16 protein-coding genes are annotated in these 15137 nt (G+C 72.1%); 8 read left to right on the plus strand and 8 right to left on the minus strand.

Annotated features, from left to right (window positions below):
• Positions 1 to 627 precede the first annotated feature (627 nt).
• From ACFY36_RS38280 to ACFY36_RS38295, 4 genes are read right to left on the minus strand one after another with little or no spacing between them, the layout of a single operon-like run.
• A complete protein-coding gene (locus ACFY36_RS38280; protein ID WP_360259570.1) occupies positions 628 to 1407 on the minus strand; it encodes an HAD-IIA family hydrolase in 780 nt (259 codons plus the stop codon).
• A complete protein-coding gene (locus tag ACFY36_RS38285; protein ID WP_499750793.1) occupies positions 1407 to 2429 on the minus strand; it encodes a ferrochelatase in 1023 nt (340 codons plus the stop codon). Before ACFY36_RS38285 ends, ACFY36_RS38280 begins: the two co-directional genes overlap by 1 nt.
• 20 nt (positions 2430 to 2449) lie before the next feature.
• Positions 2450 to 3217, minus strand: a complete 768-nt coding sequence (gene fabI / locus ACFY36_RS38290) for an enoyl-ACP reductase FabI (protein ID WP_499750794.1) — start codon at positions 3215 to 3217, stop codon at positions 2450 to 2452.
• A gap of 22 nt (positions 3218 to 3239) precedes the next feature.
• Positions 3240 to 3944, minus strand: coding sequence for a beta-ketoacyl-ACP reductase (locus ACFY36_RS38295; protein WP_499750795.1), 705 nt, complete (start codon positions 3942 to 3944; stop codon positions 3240 to 3242).
• An 88-nt stretch (positions 3945 to 4032) separates the two neighbouring features.
• On the opposite strand from ACFY36_RS38295, the gene ACFY36_RS38300 reads away from it, so the two are divergent.
• The 3 genes from ACFY36_RS38300 to ACFY36_RS38310 all read left to right on the plus strand — a co-directional run bounded on the left by ACFY36_RS38300 (position 4033) and on the right by ACFY36_RS38310 (position 6833).
• Positions 4033 to 5232 (plus strand): sensor histidine kinase, encoded by a 1200-nt coding sequence (locus ACFY36_RS38300; RefSeq protein WP_499750796.1) that lies wholly within the window; start codon positions 4033 to 4035, stop codon positions 5230 to 5232.
• Positions 5229 to 5882: a response regulator gene (locus tag ACFY36_RS38305; RefSeq protein WP_499750797.1), complete on the plus strand. Its 654-nt coding sequence runs from the start codon at positions 5229 to 5231 to the stop codon at positions 5880 to 5882. Before ACFY36_RS38300 ends, ACFY36_RS38305 begins: the two co-directional genes overlap by 4 nt.
• Before the next feature lie 63 nt (positions 5883 to 5945).
• A complete protein-coding gene (locus tag ACFY36_RS38310; RefSeq protein ID WP_499750798.1) occupies positions 5946 to 6833 on the plus strand; it encodes an alpha/beta hydrolase in 888 nt (295 codons plus the stop codon).
• A 367-nt stretch (positions 6834 to 7200) separates the two neighbouring features.
• On the opposite strand, the gene ACFY36_RS38315 is transcribed toward ACFY36_RS38310, so the two are convergent.
• Genes ACFY36_RS38315 through ACFY36_RS38325 form a run of 3 tightly spaced genes read right to left on the minus strand, consistent with a single transcriptional unit; the run spans position 7201 to position 10342 of the window.
• Positions 7201 to 8151 carry a 26S proteasome regulatory subunit RPN10 gene (locus ACFY36_RS38315; RefSeq protein WP_499750799.1) on the minus strand — a complete coding sequence of 317 codons (951 nt, stop codon included), beginning with the start codon at positions 8149 to 8151 and terminating at the stop codon, positions 7201 to 7203.
• Positions 8148 to 9230: a DUF58 domain-containing protein gene (locus tag ACFY36_RS38320; RefSeq protein ID WP_499750800.1), complete on the minus strand. Its 1083-nt coding sequence runs from the start codon at positions 9228 to 9230 to the stop codon at positions 8148 to 8150. The genes ACFY36_RS38315 and ACFY36_RS38320 overlap by 4 nt, the downstream gene beginning before the upstream one ends.
• On the minus strand, positions 9212 to 10342 hold the full coding sequence (locus ACFY36_RS38325) for an AAA family ATPase (RefSeq protein WP_499750801.1): 1131 nt from the start codon (positions 10340 to 10342) through the stop codon (positions 9212 to 9214). The genes ACFY36_RS38320 and ACFY36_RS38325 overlap by 19 nt, the downstream gene beginning before the upstream one ends.
• A 272-nt stretch (positions 10343 to 10614) precedes the next feature.
• Between ACFY36_RS38325 and ACFY36_RS38330 the strand changes: the two genes are divergently transcribed.
• From ACFY36_RS38330 to ACFY36_RS38345, 4 genes are read left to right on the plus strand one after another with little or no spacing between them, the layout of a single operon-like run.
• Positions 10615 to 10854 carry a hypothetical protein gene (locus ACFY36_RS38330; RefSeq protein WP_499750802.1) on the plus strand — a complete coding sequence of 80 codons (240 nt, stop codon included), beginning with the start codon at positions 10615 to 10617 and terminating at the stop codon, positions 10852 to 10854.
• The gene (locus tag ACFY36_RS38335; RefSeq protein ID WP_499750803.1) at positions 10838 to 11377 is read left to right on the plus strand and encodes a PH domain-containing protein; all 540 of its coding nucleotides are present in this window, start codon (positions 10838 to 10840) and stop codon (positions 11375 to 11377) included. The genes ACFY36_RS38330 and ACFY36_RS38335 overlap by 17 nt, the downstream gene beginning before the upstream one ends.
• On the plus strand, positions 11374 to 12966 hold the full coding sequence (locus ACFY36_RS38340) for a PH domain-containing protein (RefSeq protein ID WP_499750804.1): 1593 nt from the start codon (positions 11374 to 11376) through the stop codon (positions 12964 to 12966). The genes ACFY36_RS38335 and ACFY36_RS38340 overlap by 4 nt, the downstream gene beginning before the upstream one ends.
• Before the next feature lie 27 nt (positions 12967 to 12993).
• Entirely contained in the window at positions 12994 to 13386 is a 393-nt protein-coding gene (locus ACFY36_RS38345; RefSeq protein ID WP_499750805.1) for a thioesterase family protein, read from the plus strand.
• Between the two features lie 8 nt (positions 13387 to 13394).
• Here the strand turns inward: ACFY36_RS38345 and ACFY36_RS38350 are convergent, their stop codons facing one another.
• Positions 13395 to 14333: a carbohydrate kinase family protein gene (locus ACFY36_RS38350; protein WP_499750806.1), complete on the minus strand. Its 939-nt coding sequence runs from the start codon at positions 14331 to 14333 to the stop codon at positions 13395 to 13397.
• A 102-nt stretch (positions 14334 to 14435) separates the two neighbouring features.
• Between ACFY36_RS38350 and ACFY36_RS38355 the strand changes: the two genes are divergently transcribed.
• Positions 14436 to 15080 (plus strand): hypothetical protein, encoded by a 645-nt coding sequence (locus ACFY36_RS38355; protein ID WP_499750807.1) that lies wholly within the window; start codon positions 14436 to 14438, stop codon positions 15078 to 15080.
• The last annotated feature ends 57 nt before the right edge of the window (positions 15081 to 15137 follow it).

Below are 15137 nucleotides of genomic sequence, written 5' to 3' on the forward strand. Positions count from 1 at the left end.
ACCTATTCCACCCCGGCCGCTCGCCGCCCTCGACCCGCCCGCCGACAGCCCTCATCGGCTCACCGGAGGGGCCACTCGACCAAACGAGACCGCGCCTGTTCGACGGCGGTGATATGGATGCCGGGCCGCGCCAGACGAACGTCGACGGGCACCCCGGGGAGCCCGCCGAGGGGCACACTCGAACAACGAGACCGGGCGCCCGCCGACTACCAACGTCGGCCGAATACACGTGTCGCGGCGGCGCCCGCGAAGTCAGCAACGCCCGCGAAGTCGGCAACGGCCGCGAAGTCGGCAACGGCCGCGAAGTCAGCAACGCCCACGAAAGGCGAGCTCAGGCGACGCGACTAGTGCGACTGTCAGACGCACGCCGTCGTGTGCCGGCGCCGCACTGGAGGGAACCGATCAAAATCGGACACGGCCGGGCAGCGGACCAGGCGGCGGCTCGCTCGAGGCGTGCGGGATCAGTGCGGGTTTTCGAGCGTCACCACTTACGCACGTCGCCGTGGCGGGGTGAGCGTTCTGGGCGCGCCAGCGCCCTGCTCTCCCCGCCGCGGCCCTCGGCGTGAGCAGCGATCCGTACGCCCCACCCCGCTACGGCATCCGCCTTTGATTCTTCTTGAAGGGGCTTCAGATCTCGGGGATCAGGTCGGCCACTGAATTCACAACCCTCGATGGGCGGAAGGGGTAGCGGTCGCTCTCCTCGCGGGTGCTGATGCCGGTCAGGACCAGGATCGTCTCCAGGCCGGCCTCGAGGCCGCAGAGGATGTCGGTGTCCATGCGGTCGCCGATCATGGCCGTGCTCTCGCTGTGGGCCTCGATGGTGTTCAGGGCCGAGCGCATCATCATCGGGTTGGGCTTGCCGACGAAGTACGGGTCGACGCCGGTCGCCTTGGAGATCATCGCCGCCACGGAGCCGGCGGCGGGGAGGGCGCCCTCGTTGGACGGGCCGGTGGCGTCGGGGTTGGTGCAGATGAAGCGGGCGCCGCCGTCGATCAGGCGGATGGCCTTCGTGATGGCCTCGAAGCTGTAGGTGCGGGTCTCGCCGAGCACCACGTAGTCGGGGTTGAAATCGGTCAGCACGTAGCCGGTCGCGTGCATGGCCGTGGTCAGGCCGGCCTCGCCGATCACGTACGCCGTGCCGCCGGGGCGCTGGTCGTGCAGGAACTGCGCGGTGGCCAGGGCGGCCGTCCAGATCGACTGCTCGGGCACGTCGAAGCCCATGCGGTTGAGCCGGGCCTGCAGGTCACGCGGGGTGTAGATCGAGTTGTTGGTCAGGATGAGGAAGGGCTTGCCGGACGACTTCATCTTGTTGACGAACTCGGGCGCGCCCGGGACCGGCACACCTTCGTGGACGAGAACGCCGTCCATGTCGGTGAGCCAGCTCTCGATGGCTTTGCGCTCAGGCATCATGCTCCTCGTCGCCGTGGTGGTGGGCAGCAGTTCACCGGGCAGTCGTCCCAGACCGGCAGCGTACCGAGTCGCTGAAGGGGGACGCCGTCGGTGCGCTCCCGGACCAGATCGCGGATCATCGCGACGAATCGGGGGTCGGTGTTCGGGGTGGCGGCGCGGGCGTAGCCGAGGCCGAGCTCCTTGGCGGTGTCGGCCGCCTCGTTGTCGAGGTCCCAGATCACCTCGAGGTGGTCGGAGACGAAACCGATCGGGCTGACGACCACGTCGGTGACGCCGTCCTTGGCGAGTTGCCGCAGGTGGTCGTTGATGTCGGGCTCGAGCCACGGCACCTGCGGCGGGCCGGAGCGGCTCTGCCAGACCAGGTCCCACGGGAGGTCGGCGGCGGCCCGCTCGTGGACCAGGCGGGCGGTCTCGTTCAGCTGCGCCGTGTAGCGGCCGCCGGTCGGCCCGGCCGTCTCGGCCATGGTCACCGGGATGGAGTGGGCGGTGAAGACGAGACGGGTCGTCTCCCTTTTTCCGGAGAGCGTCGACAACGCGGCCCGGACGGCGTCGACGTTCGGGTCGACGAAGCCGGGGTGGTCCCAGAACTGACGGATCTTGGAGATGACCGGGGCGCCGGGGCCGACCTTGGCCCGGGCGCCGGCGATGTCCTCCCAGTACTGCTTGCAGGAGGAGTAACCGCCGTACGCGCTGGTGGCGAAGCCGAGGGCGTGCTTGATGCCGTCGTCGCGCATCTGGGCGACGGTGTCCTCGAGCATCGGGTGCCAGTTCCGGTTGCCCCAATACGTCGGCAGATCAATGCCGTTGCCGGAGAAATCGGACCGCACCGCGGCCAGCAGATCGCGGTTCTGCTGGTTGATCGGCGAGACGCCGCCGAAGTGGTAGTAGTGCTCGGCCACCTCGGTCAGGCGCTCGTCGGGGACGCCGCGCCCGCGCACCACGTTGCGCAGGAACGGCATCACGTCATCGGGCTTCTCGGGTCCGCCGAAGGACAGCAGGACGAAGGCGTCGTAAACCACCCGCCAATACTGTCACCGGGTCAGGCGCCGAGCGCGTGGTAACCCCCGTCGACGTGCACAACCTCACCCGTGGTGGCCGGGAACCAGTCGGAGAGCAGGGCGCAGACGGCCTTGCCGGCGGCCGACGTGTCGTGCAGGTCCCAGCCGAGCGGCGCCCGGGCGGCCCACGCGTCCTCGAACTGCTCGAAGCCGGGGATCGACTTGGCGGCCATCGTGCGCAGCGGGCCGGCCGAGACCAGGTTGCTGCGGATGCCCTGCTGGCCCAGGTGCAGCGCGAGGTAGCGGGACGCGGACTCGAGGCCGGCCTTGGCCACGCCCATCCAGTCGTAGACCGGCCACGCCTTGGTGGCGTCGAAGGTCAGGCCGACGATGCTGCCGCCCTGCTGCATCAGCGGCAGGCAGGCCACGGCGAGCGACTGGTACGAGTACGTCGAGACCTGGATCGCCTTGGCCACGTCCTCCCACTTGGCGTTGAGGAACTCGCCGCCGAGCACGCTCTGCGGGCCGAAGGCGATCGAGTGCACGACGCCGTCGATGCCGTCGACGTGCTCACGCACCTTGTCGGGCAGGGCGGCCAGGTGATCGGGATCGGTCACGTCGAGCTCGATCACCGGGGGCGGCGACGGCAGGCGCTTGGCGATGCGCTCGACCAGCGAGAGGCGGCCGAAGCCGGTCAGCACGACAGTGGCGCCCTGCTCCTGGGCGATCTTCGCCACCGAGAACGCGATGGACGCGTCGGTGATGACACCGGTGACGAGCAGCCGCTTGCCGGCCAGCAGTCCAGACACGGAAAAACGCTCCTAAAGTTGTTTAGTGGCCCATACCGAGGCCGCCGTCGACGGGGATGACCGCGCCGTTGATGTACGCGGCGGCGTCGCTCGCCAGGAACGTCACCGCGGCCGCCACCTCGTCCGGGCTGGCGAGCCGCCCCGCCGGAACCGCCTTGATGATCTCCGCCTGGCGGGCCTCGGACAAGACCGCTGTCATCTCCGTCTCGATGAAGCCCGGCGCCACCACGTTGGCGGTGATGTTGCGGCTGCCCAGCTCACGAGTGATGCTGCGGGCCATGCCGACCAGTCCGGCCTTGCTCGCCGCGTAGTTCACCTGACCGGGTCCGCCGTAGAGGCCGACGACCGACGAGATGTAGATGATCCGGCCCCACTTGGCGCGCAGCATCTTGGAGCTGGCGCGCTTGGTCACCCGGAACGAGCCCTTGAGGTTGGTGTCGACGACCCGCTCGAACTGCTCCTCGCTCATGCGCAGCAGCAGCGTGTCGTCGGTGATGCCGGCGTTGGCGACCAGCACCTCGACCGGGCCGAGCTCCTTCTCGATCTCGGTGAAGGCCGCGTCGACCTGGGCCGGGTCGGTGATGTCGCACCGCACCCCGAAAAGGCCCTCGGGGGCGCCGCTGCCCCGGTGGGTCACCGCGACCCGGTCACCCTGCTTGGCGAACGCCTGCGCGATGGCGAGGCCGATGCCCCGGTTGCCGCCAGTCACCAATACCGTGCGAGCCACGACGAAACGCTCCTCATACCCAGGTAGGGGGTGCCGGGTGGCACCTCGGGGGCACGACGGCGCCGCATCAGCGCCGTAACCTGCCGGGATGGAGACTATCGGCCCCGCGCCCGGGCGCAATGCCATGGGGCCGTTGCGCCGGCTGCTCTGGAGCCGGGAGGCGCCCCGCCCGCCGATCCGGCGCCGGCCCTGGGTCTTCGCGCTGCCGGTCGGGCTCCTCGCGCTGGCCGGGTTCGGCGGAGCTGCGGCAACGTACATCGGTGACAACCGGGAAGCGCCCGGCATAGCGATAGCCGTCATCGCGGCCGGCTCGGTCCTGCCGGTCGCGATCGCCTTCCGGTGGCCCGTTCTCGCGTGGCGGTTCGGTTTCGTGATGTTGTTCATCGGGTCGATGTACGCCGATCCGAAGGAGCCGTGGCCCTGGAACCCCGTGCAGATCATCGGGTTCCTCTTCGTCCTGGGCCGGCTCGCCGTCACCCAGGACACGGCGCTGACGGTGTGGGCGGGCGCCTTCACCGTCGTACCGATCTTCGTCTATGCGCCGGACGCCAACGCGTGGGGCGCCGCCGTGCTGGTGGCGGTGATCACGGTGATGGGCGACATCGTGTCCCGGTGGCGGCGTGCCCGCCGGCTGCTCGCCGAGAACGAGGAGCTCACCGAGCTGGAGCGGGCGAAGCGGGCGGTGCTGGAGGAGCGGGCCCGGATCGCCCGCGAGATGCACGACGTGGTGGCCCACCACATGTCGATGATCGCCGTGCGGGCGGAGACCGCGCCCTACCGGCTGGGCGGGCTGCCGGCCGAGGCCGAGCAGGAGCTGGCCACGATCGCGTCGGCGGCCCGGGAGGCGCTGACCGACATGCGGCGGCTGCTGGGCGTCCTGCGGACCGGTGAGGGCGACGCTCCGCGGGCCCCGCAACCCGGCTTCGCCGAGGTCGGCGAGCTGATCGAGACGGCCCGGGCGGCGGGGGTCGAGGTCTCGATCTCGTACGAGGAGGTGCCCGCCCTGCCGGAGACGGTGGGGCTGGCCGCCTACCGGATCGTGCAGGAGGCCCTGGCCAACGCGGCCCGGCACGCTCCGGGGACGAAAGTGGCCGTGACCGCCCGCGGCGACGGCGATCGTCTGGAACTCCAGGTGAGCAACGCCGCGCGGGGTCCGGCCGGCGAGAGCGGGCACGGCCTGTCGGGAATGCGGGAGAGGGCCACACTGCTCGGTGGCACCCTGACGGCCGGCGTGGCCGACGGGACTTTCGTGGTGCGCGCGGTCCTACCGGTGGAGGCGGGCGAGTGATCAAGATTCTCATCGCGGACGACCAGGCGATGGTCCGCGAGGGCTTCGGCGCGCTGCTCGGCGCCCAGCACGACATGCTGGTGGTCGGCGACGCGGCCGACGGCTCGCAGGCGGTGACCCGGACCCGGGAGCTGCGGCCCGACGTGGTGCTGATGGACGTGCGGATGCCGGTCATGGACGGCCTGGAGGCGACGCGGCAGCTCTCCGCGGCGTCGCCGGACACCAAGGTCGTCATTCTGACGACGTTCGACCTGGACGACTACGTGTACGCGGCGCTGCGCGCCGGGGCGAGCGGCTTCCTGCTCAAGGACGCTCCCGCCGCCGATCTCATTCAGGCCGTACGGATCGTGGCCGCCGGCGAGGCGCTGCTGGCCCCGTCGGTGACGCGCCGGCTGATCGCCGAGTTCGCGGCCCGCCCGGCCGCCGACCGGCCGCGGCCCACCGCGCTGAACGCGCTCACCCCGCGCGAGACCGACGTGCTGCGGCTGATCGCCCGTGGTCTGTCCAATCAGGAGATCGCCGCCGATCTGGTGGTGGCCGAGCAGACCGTGAAGACGCACATCGGCCGGATCCTGGCCAAGCTCGGCCTGCGCGACCGGGCCCAGGCGGTGGTCTTCGCCTACGAGACGGGGCTCGTAGTACCGGGGTAGGACATCGATGTCCGGTCCGGAGGGTGACGATCGGGGTGCCGTCGTCGCGGGACGTTGCGGCCCATGCGAATCCTGCCGCTCCTCCTGGTCCTGTCCACTCTGTCGATTCCCGCGTCCCCGGCCACTCCCCAGCATCACCTTCCGGCCTTCAAGGACGCCTACCGCGAGACCGCCGTCCGCATGCTGGCCACCGGCTGCCCGTACGCCACCTGGGCCGCCCAGGGCCGCCACTTCCTCTCCTTCGACCCCTCGGGCGACGGCCGCGCCGTGGAGGTGCTCGGCGACCTCGCCACGGCATCGCGGGTGGCCGTCCTCGTACCCGGCGTCGACACCGTCCTGGCCGACTTCGACCGAGGCCTGGGCGGGGTGCCCCGGCGGGCGCCCGGCATGCAGGCCCGCGCCCTCTACGAACAGCTGAGCAAACGATCCCCCGGCGTCGCGGTGATCGCCTGGCTGGGCTACGACCCGCCGGAGGGCATCGGCCCGGCCGCCGCCACCTACGGCCGGGCCCGCGCCGGCGCCGCTGAACTCGTCAGCTTCGTGCGCTCGGTGGAGACACAGCGCCCCGGCATCGCGGTGACCTTGATCGGGCACAGCTACGGCTCGATCGTCGTCGGCCTGGCCGCGCCCCGGCTTCCGCAGGTCGGTGACGTGGTCGCCCTGGGCGCGCCCGGCATCGGCGCCTCACACGCGGCCGATCTCGGCGGCGCGCGGGTCTGGTCGGCGCTCGCGCCCACCGACTGGATCCGCCGGATCCCCGAGGTGCGCCTGCTCGGTGTCGGTCTCGGCCGGCGCCCGTCGAATCCGGATTTCGGGGCGTTTGCGCTGCCCACCGAGGGTGTGGCCGGGCACGACTACTACCTGGCACCGGGCAGCGCCACCCTGCGCGCGGTCGGCGATGTCGTCCTGTCGGGTGTTCCGCGACACGATGGGGCGGGGGAAGTTTCTTAGCGGAACCTTAAGGGGTATTGTGCCATCCGGCCCTGACGCCGAAACGACTCTCGGGAGGTGATCGCTGTGCGAGATAGCGATCCTCCTAGTCGCGGCCGGGCCGTTCGTCAGCCCCGTCGCTGACACGTTCCTTTCACCGCCCCGCGTCCACCGGCGCCGTCCTGATGTCGACGGTCCCGGCCCAGTCGTGTGCACCGCGACGCCGGACGCGTGGGTGCCGGCCGCGACATGACCGTGTGCGCTTCCCCTCGCCCGTCACCGCGCGGAAGTAGCCCCCGACATGAAGAACTTCGTCGCACCGCTGAGCTTCACCATCGCCGCCGTCTGGGTGGTCGTCCTGTTCGTCCTCGTGCACGGCAATCCCTGATCAGGGCAGTCTCGAGGTCCACAGCAGGCTCGAAGCGGCCGCCGCCAGGCCGAGCAGGAGCGCCACCCCGGCGTACCACTGGGTGACCTCGCGCGGCTGCACCCGGTGGCCGATCGAGCTGCCCATGTCCTCGTAGACCTTCTTGAGCTCACTCACCGACGCCGCCTCGTAGAAGTAGCCGTCGGTCTTCTCGGCCAGCTGCTGGAGCGACAGCCGGTCGACCGGCACCCGCTGCAACGCGCCGCGGATGTCGACCACACCGGTGTCGGTGCCGAAGGCGATCGTCGAGACCGGCACGTTCGCCTGCGAGGCCGCGGTCGCCGCGTCCTCGATCGACCGGCCCGACGTGCGGTAGCCGTCGGAGAGCAGGACGATCCGGGCCGGCGGCGCGCCGTCGGCCCCGTCGGCCGGCACCGAGCGGATGGCGTCGAGCGAGGTGAAGACCGCCTCACCGGTCGCGGTCGCCTCGGCCAGCGACAGCCCGTCGATCCCGGAGATCACCTCGGAGCGGTCCTTGGTCGGCGACACAAGCACGTTCGCCGACTTCGCAAAGGACACCAGACCCAGGTTGTACGTCGGTGGCAGCTCGTTGACGAACGCCTTGGCCGCCTCCTGGGCCGCCTCGATCCGGTTCGGGGCCACGTCGTCGGCCTCCATCGACAACGACACGTCGATGGCGAGCATCACCGTGGCCCGCTCCAGCGGCTCCTCCTTGTCGACCGAGGGCCGGGCCAGCGCCGCGCCCAGGGTCAGCAGGGAGAGCAGGAACGCGGCCGCTGAGACGTGCCGGCGCCAGCCCAGCCCGCGCGGGGCGAGCGTGCGGAGCAGGTCGACGTTGGTGAACCGCATCGCGTACTGCCGGCGGCGGAACTGCCGGAGCACGTACACGCCCGCGACGATCACCACGGGCAGGAGCGCGAGCAGCCACCAGGGCTCCAGGAAACGGATCATCGCGTGGTCCCCCGGGTGCGTGCGTGTCGCTGGGCGGCCACGAATCGGACCACGTCCAGCAGCCAGTCGGTATCGGTACGAAGGCGCAGATGGGCGGCGCCGGCGGCGCGCAGGGCGCGGGCGATCTCACCACGCTGCTGGGCGGCCGCCTCGGCGTAGCGGGCGCGCAGCTTCGGGTCGGCGGTCTGCACCTCGTGCAGCGCACCCGTCTCGGGGTCGGCCAGGGTCAGCACGCCGACGTCGGGAATCTCCAGCTCACGGGGGTCGACGACCTCGATCGCGAGCACGTCGTGCCGCACGGCCAGCTTGCGGATCGGCCGCGACCAGCCGTCCACGGGCGCCATGAAGTCGCTGATCACCACGGCCACGCCCCGCCGCCGAGGAGGCCGGTTGAGCATGTCGATCAGCGCGCCCAGGTCGGCCCGGCCGGGCCGGATCTCGGTGCGGGCGATCGCGCGCAGCAGCCCCTGCGCCTCCTTGCGGCCGGGCCGGGCGGGCATCCGGACGACCTCGCTGCCGGGTTCCGGTTGCGGGTCCCGCTTGCGGCCCCAGCGGGGTCCGCTCTTCGGCCGTACGCCCGTGCCGGTGCCCACAACCGCACCGATGCGGTTGCCGCCGCGCACGGTGAGGTGGGCCATCGCGGTCGCCGCGGCCATCACGAGGTCGCTCTTGAGCCACTGGGCCGTACCGAACTCGAGGCTGGCGCTCAGGTCGACCGCCATCCAGGTCTCCAGCTCCCGGTCGGCGACGGTACGGCGCACGTGCGGCAACGTGGTGCGGGCGGTGACCGGCCAGTCCATGCGGCGCACGTCGTCGCCGGGCCGGTATTCGCGCGACTCCCCCGCCTCGCTGCCGGGCCCGGGCAGCAGGCCGACGTAGTCGCCCTGGAGAAGCCCGTCCAGCTTGCGCGTGACCAGCAGCTGGAGCCGGGACAGTACGGCCTCGGCGCGAGCGGTCCCGGTCTCACCCTCGGGCGCCAGCCCGGCCGGCACCGACCCGGTCCGAGCCGAACCGCCCAGCGCCGATCCGGCCCCAGCCGAACCGGTGTGGGCCGAACCGTTCAGTGCTGGCCCGGCCATGCCACTCCGTTCTGGGCCGGCGCGCCCTGCGGGACCCCGCTGACGGGCGCGGCCGACGGGTGGGTGCCGTTGGGCGAGGTGCCCTGGCGGGCCGCGACCGAGGGCAGCGGGACGCTCTGCATGATGCGGCTGACGATGTGGTCGGCCGGGATGTCGTCGGCGAGCGCGTCGTAGCTGAGCACGAGCCGGTGGCGCAGGATGTCGGGCGCGATGTCCTGCACGTCCTGCGGGAGCGCGTAGTCACGGCCGCGCAGCAGCGCCAGCGCCCGGGTGGCCCGGACGATGCCGAGCGAGGCGCGCGGGCTCGCGCCGTACTGGATGAGCTGGGCCACGTCGGGCATGCCGTGCTGGGCCGGGGCGCGGGTGGCCAGCACGAGCCGGACCGTGTAGTCGACCAGGGCGTTGTGCACGAAGACCTGGTCGGCGCGGCGCTGGAGGCCGAGCAGGTCCTCCGGGGTGAAGACCGGCTTGGGCTCGGGAGCGCTGACGCCCATCCGGTAGACGATCTCCCGCTCCTCGGCGTCGGTCGGGTAGCCCACCAGGATCTTCATGAGGAAGCGGTCGCGCTGCGCCTCGGGCAGCGGGTAGACGCCCTCCTGCTCGATCGGGTTCTGCGTCGCCATCACCAGGAAGGGGTCGGGCACGGCGTGCGACTGCCCGCCGATCGACACCTGGTGCTCGGCCATGACCTCGAGCAGCGCCGACTGCACCTTGGCCGGCGCGCGGTTGATCTCGTCGGCGAGCAGGAAGTTCACGAACACCGGGCCCAGCTCGACGTCGAACTTCTCGCTGCTCTGCCGGTAGATGCGGGTGCCGACGATGTCGGCCGGCACCAGGTCGGGGGTGAACTGCACCCGGGAGAAGGTGCCGCCGACGACCCGGGCCAGGGTCTCGACGGCCAGCGTCTTGGCCACGCCGGGCACGCCCTCGAGCAGGCAGTGCCCGCGCGCCAGCAGCGCCACGAACATGCGCTCGACCATCCGGTCCTGCCCGACGATCACCCGCTTGACCTCGAACATCGCGCGCTCGAGCTGCGAGGCGTCCTGTGCCGGGGGCACCGGCGCGGCCGCGCCGTTGTTGGTCTCGGTCTCGGGCGTGAGCGGCTGAGCCACCGGTCCTCCACAGCGGTCGAAAATGCCATCGACTCCTCGCGCCGGCGTGCTGCCGACGCTCAAGACTTACACGACCGACCTGAGAGCGCGCTCGTGGTGTCGCATTACGCGCCGCCATCGGCCACCACCATGGTCCAGACGTGTCGATCTTTCTGCGCGATGCGCCGGATCGGGCACCCGAGCCGGGTGGATGCGTCACGCCGTGAACCGTGTAACATTCATCGCGTCGCCGGGCGACTTCCCCCGTGGTCGCCCGGCGCAATAATCCTTAGGTGGATCTCTCTTCGGCAAGCCCTCGTGACCTTGAGCCCCAGTGCTCGGCCAAGGGTTGCCGCGCGGAAGCAACCTGGCAGCTGCGATGGAACAATCCCAAGCTGCACGCCCCCGATTACCGCAAAACGTGGCTGGCGTGCGACGAACACCGGATTTCCCTCGGCAACTTCCTCGATCTCCGGGGATTCCTGCGCGAAGTGACGCCCTTCGGTACAGCGTCCGATGCGCCCATCTCCTAGGCTTCCAGATGTGACCGAGCCGCAGAGTGCCGCCGTCGATGCTTTGGAGCCGTGGCCCGACACCGTCGAGTGGCGCCCGGTCTCCCCCAAGCTGATCACTGTGGAGCTGATCGTCCGCATCGCCTGGTCGCTGGTCCTCGTGGCCGGCCTGGCGGTCGGCTGGGCCCTTCAGGGCCACTGGCTGTGGCGCCTCGGCATCGTGCTGGTCGTCCTCAACGCGATCTGGCGCTCCTTCGTCACCGTCCGCGCGGTGCGCGCCTGGGGCTACGCCGAGCGCGACCAGGACCTCCTGGTCCGCCACGGCCTGCTGGTCCGCCGCCTCTCGATCGTCCCGTACGCCCGAATGCAGTTCGTCGACGTGACCGCCGGCCCCTTGGAACGGGCGTTCGGCCTGGCCACCGTCCAGCTGCACACCGCCGCGGCGGCCAGCGACGCCCGCATCCCGGGCCTGCCGCCGGCCGAGGCCTCCCGGCTGCGCGACCGCCTGACCGCCCTCGGCGAGGACCGGGCCGAGGGCCTGTGACCACCCCCGGACCCCACCCGCCCGGCCCTTCCGCCGCCGGCCCTCCCGCCGCCAGCCCTCCCGCCAGCCCGGCCGCGCCCGACGTCCAGCACCCGGTGACGGCCCCCTCTGAAACGACTCCGGCGTCCGCCAACGGTGAGCCGGAGCCCCGCCGGCGACTTCATCCGCTCAGCCCGCTGCTGCACGGCGCGAAGAGCATCGCCGTCATCGTGGCCGCGCTGTCCTGGCAGACGCTGTCGCAGGTCGGGCTCGAACGGTTCGCGCTGGTCGTGCTCGTCCTCGCGGTCGGTGTCGTCGTCTTCTCCATCGTCGGGTGGCTCACCACCGGATATCAGGTCGTCGGCCGCGAGCTGCGCATCTCCGACGGCGTGATCTGGCGCCGCAACCGCGCCATCCCCCTCGAACGCCTCCAGGCCGTCGAGCTCCGCCGCCCCCTGCTGGCCCAGCTCACCGGCCTGGCCGAGCTGCGCCTCGAGGTGATCGGCGGCGGCAAGACCGAGGCGCCGCTGTCGTTCCTGACCGTGCGCGAGGCCTCCACGCTGCGCGAACGCCTGCTCGCGCTCGCCGGCCACACGGCCGGCGGCCGGTCGGCGGCGCTGGCTCAGCCCTCCGCCGACGGGCCCTCGGCCACCTTCGAGGCGCCCGCCGTCGAACGCCCGCTGCTCCGCGTCGGCAACCGCGATCTGGTGGTGAGCCAGCTTCTCACCCCGCAGGCGTTCTTCCTGCCGATCGGCATCGCCTTCGTCGTCATGCAGTTCGTGATCGAGGGCTCCTGGACCTTCATCGGCATCGCCAGCACCGTCACCGCCATGGCCGGCGTGCTGCTCCAGCCGGTGCGCCGGGTGCTCCAGGACTGGGACTTCCGGCTCGCCCGCGACCCGGACGGCCGCCTTGTGGTGCGCTTCGGCCTGCTCGAGACCCGCAGCCAGATCGTGCCGCTGAACCGGGTGCAGGCGGTGGGCGCCACCTGGCCGCTGCTGTGGCGCGCACAGGGCTGGCTGCACCTGCGCCTCGACATCGCCGGCTACGCGGGCGAGCCCGGCAGCGGCGAGAACAAGCGGTCCGACCGTCTCCTGCCGGTCGGCGACTTCGCGACGGCCCGGGCCCTGGTGTGGGACGTCCTGCCCGGCGTCGACCTGGCCACCCTGGCCACCAGCCCGCCGCCGAAGCGGGCCCGCTGGCTCAACCCGGTGTCGCTGCGCTACATCGGCGTGGGGCTGACGCCGGAGGTCTTCGTCAGCCGCTGGGGCCTGTTCACCCGCGAGATGCACATCGTGCCGTACGCGCGCCTCCAGAGCGTCCGCGTCGTGCAGGGTCCGGTGCAGCGCATGCTCGGCCTGGCAACGGTCTACGCCGACACGGCCCGGGGCCGCTCGGGCCGGGCCAAGGACCGCGATCTGGCCGAGGCCTGGGTCCTCGCCCGGGAGCTGGCCGAGCGCGCCCGGCAGGCCCGCCAGCCGGCCCCGCTGACCACCGACCGGCTCGACCCGTCCGCCGTGGCCGTCCCGGCCACCGGCTCAGGCGCGGTCGGGGCCCACGAAGAGGCCGCGGTGGACGACTCGTACTGGCGCCGCCCCGAGCAGGCCTAGCACTCTGTCCGGCCCTAAACTCTGGACATGGAGCTTCCGGATTTCTCGCCCGGTCTCAGCGCCCGGGTGGAGTTGACCGTTACCGACGCCGACACCGCCCAGGCGCTCGGCTCGGGCGACGTGCCCGTCCTGGGCACGCCGCGCGTACTGGCGCTGGCCGAGACAGCGACGGTGGCCGCCACCGCCCGCACCATCCCCGGCGGCCTCACCACGGTCGCCACCCGGGCCGAGGTGGAACACCGGGCGCCCGCCGCGCTCGGCCACCGGGTGACCGCGCTGGCCACCCTCGCCAAAGTGGACGGCCGCAAGCTGATCTTCGACATCGCCGTCCGCGACGGCGAGACGCTCGTCGCCGAGGTGCGCGTCGAGCGCGTGATCATCGACCGCCAGCGCTTCATCGCCAAGGCGCTGGGCGATTAGGGCCTGTCCTACGCGAGCGCTCCCCACCGGGTGGTGAGCTCCTCCTGGGTGGGCATCGCGACGGCGCCGCCGCGGCGCTCGCAGACCAGCCCGGCCACGGCCAGCGCGAACCGGACGTTGCGCTGCCAGCCGTCGACATCCTTGGGAAGCCCGTCGGCGAGCAGACGGCGGATCAGGGCGGCCATCACCGAGTCGCCGGCCCCGGTCGCGTCGACCGCGTCGACCACCGGGGCGGGCAGCATCGCGGTCCCGTCACCGGCGGCCACGTAGGCGCCCTTCGACCCGCGGGTCACCACCACGGCCTTGGCGCCGAGGCTGCGGATCCGCTCGGCCGCCGCCTCGGGCGCGGCGCCGTCGTAGAGGACCTCGGCGTCGGCCGCGCTGAGCTTCACCAGGTCGGCGCCGGCGAAGAACTCCTCGGACAGCTCCCGCAGAGAGGTCACCGCGGCCCCGTCGGGCAGCAGCGTGGGCCGGGCGTTCGGGTCGAAGACCTTCAGCGGGCCGGGTGTGTGCCAGGCGGCCCTGGCGGCGGCCCGGAACGGCTCGCGCAGCAGGCAGATCGACCCGGTGTAGAGCACGTCGGCGCCCCGGACCGCGGCGAGGTCGACATCCGACGGCGCCAGCAGCGAGTACGACGGCGGCTCGCCGTAGAACGTGAAGGTCGGCTCGGCGCCCACGAACGTCGTGACCGCCAGCGTGGTCGGCACGGCCACCCGCTTGACCCCGCCGACGCCGACCCCGGTCTCCCGCAGGAAGGCCGCGATCCGGTCGCCGAGGACGTCGTTGCTCAGCGAGCCCGCGTACCGCACATCGCCGCCGAGGCGGGTCGCGCCGACCGCGACGTTGAGCGGCGCCCCGCCGATCGCCTGCCGGTAGACCACCCCGCCGTCGTGCTCGGCCTCCTGAAGGTCGATCAGCGCCTCACCGAGCACCACCGCATAGCCCATTGCCGTCTCCCTGTACTCCGCCGTGATTACCGCCAGCCTTCCGCCCCGGAACGCGCGGCGCCAGTACTCGCCCGATAAGTACCTTTTTGAGACGATTGACCGATGATCCTCCGCGCCCTGGCCCTCGCCGCGCCCGCCGCCCTGCTCGCCGCCTGCACCAACGCGGTCGAGGTCGAACCGGCCACCCTGCCCTCGGCCGCCTCGGCCTCCGCCTGGGTCGTCTATCAGGGCGCCATGAGCGCCTCCCCGACCGCGTCGTGGGCGCCCGACACCGTCGCCGCCGGCACCTTCCTGCCCTATCGGCCCGACTCCCCCGCCATCACCTACGAGCCCACCGTGGTCCCGCCCGGCGCGCGGGCCGAGGTCGGCATCGCCCGCAACTCCGCCGGCATGATCGTCCGCCTGACCACCAGCGGCCTGATCCCGCGCCGTTCGTACGGCGCCCACCTGCACACCGCGCCCTGCACCGCCGCCCCGGCCGACGCCGGTCCGCACTATCAGCACCGCAAGGACCCCAAGACCCCGTCGGTGAACCCGTCCTACGCCAACCCCCGCAACGAGATCTGGCTGGACTTCACCGCCGACGCCGCCGGCGCCGCCACCGTCACGAGCGAGCAGCGCTGGGGCTTCGCGGCCGGGACGTCGCCGCGCTCGCTGGTCATCCACGCGCTGACCACCCGCACCGGCGCCGGGGTGGCCGGCACGGCGGGCGAGCGCGCCGCCTGCCTCACGTTGCCCGCCCGCTGAGCCGGCGGGATGTTGATCATCGTCTCCCGGGACTGCGTTCCGCCGGAGCCAGGCGGT

This window comes from Actinoplanes sp. NPDC000266 (genome assembly GCF_042899005.1).
In the GTDB taxonomy this organism is placed as follows: domain Bacteria; phylum Actinomycetota; class Actinomycetes; order Mycobacteriales; family Micromonosporaceae; genus Actinoplanes.

What these genes read in the sequence shown, in the direction of transcription:
- ACFY36_RS38280 (WP_360259570.1), bottom strand. Translation starts at nt 1,407, where the DNA reads ATGCCTGAGCGCAAAGCCATCGAGAGCTGGCTCACCGACATGGACGGC.
- ACFY36_RS38300 (WP_499750796.1), top strand. Translation starts at nt 4,033, where the DNA reads ATGGAGACTATCGGCCCCGCGCCCGGGCGCAATGCCATGGGGCCGTTG.
- ACFY36_RS38335 (WP_499750803.1), top strand. Translation starts at nt 10,838, where the DNA reads ATGCGCCCATCTCCTAGGCTTCCAGATGTGACCGAGCCGCAGAGTGCC.
- ACFY36_RS38315 (WP_499750799.1), bottom strand. Translation starts at nt 8,151, where the DNA reads ATGATCCGTTTCCTGGAGCCCTGGTGGCTGCTCGCGCTCCTGCCCGTG.
- ACFY36_RS38350 (WP_499750806.1), bottom strand. Translation starts at nt 14,333, where the DNA reads ATGGGCTATGCGGTGGTGCTCGGTGAGGCGCTGATCGACCTTCAGGAG.
- ACFY36_RS38320 (WP_499750800.1), bottom strand. Translation starts at nt 9,230, where the DNA reads ATGGCCGGGCCAGCACTGAACGGTTCGGCCCACACCGGTTCGGCTGGG.
- ACFY36_RS38345 (WP_499750805.1), top strand. Translation starts at nt 12,994, where the DNA reads ATGGAGCTTCCGGATTTCTCGCCCGGTCTCAGCGCCCGGGTGGAGTTG.
- ACFY36_RS38310 (WP_499750798.1), top strand. Translation starts at nt 5,946, where the DNA reads ATGCGAATCCTGCCGCTCCTCCTGGTCCTGTCCACTCTGTCGATTCCC.
- ACFY36_RS38355 (WP_499750807.1), top strand. Translation starts at nt 14,436, where the DNA reads ATGATCCTCCGCGCCCTGGCCCTCGCCGCGCCCGCCGCCCTGCTCGCC.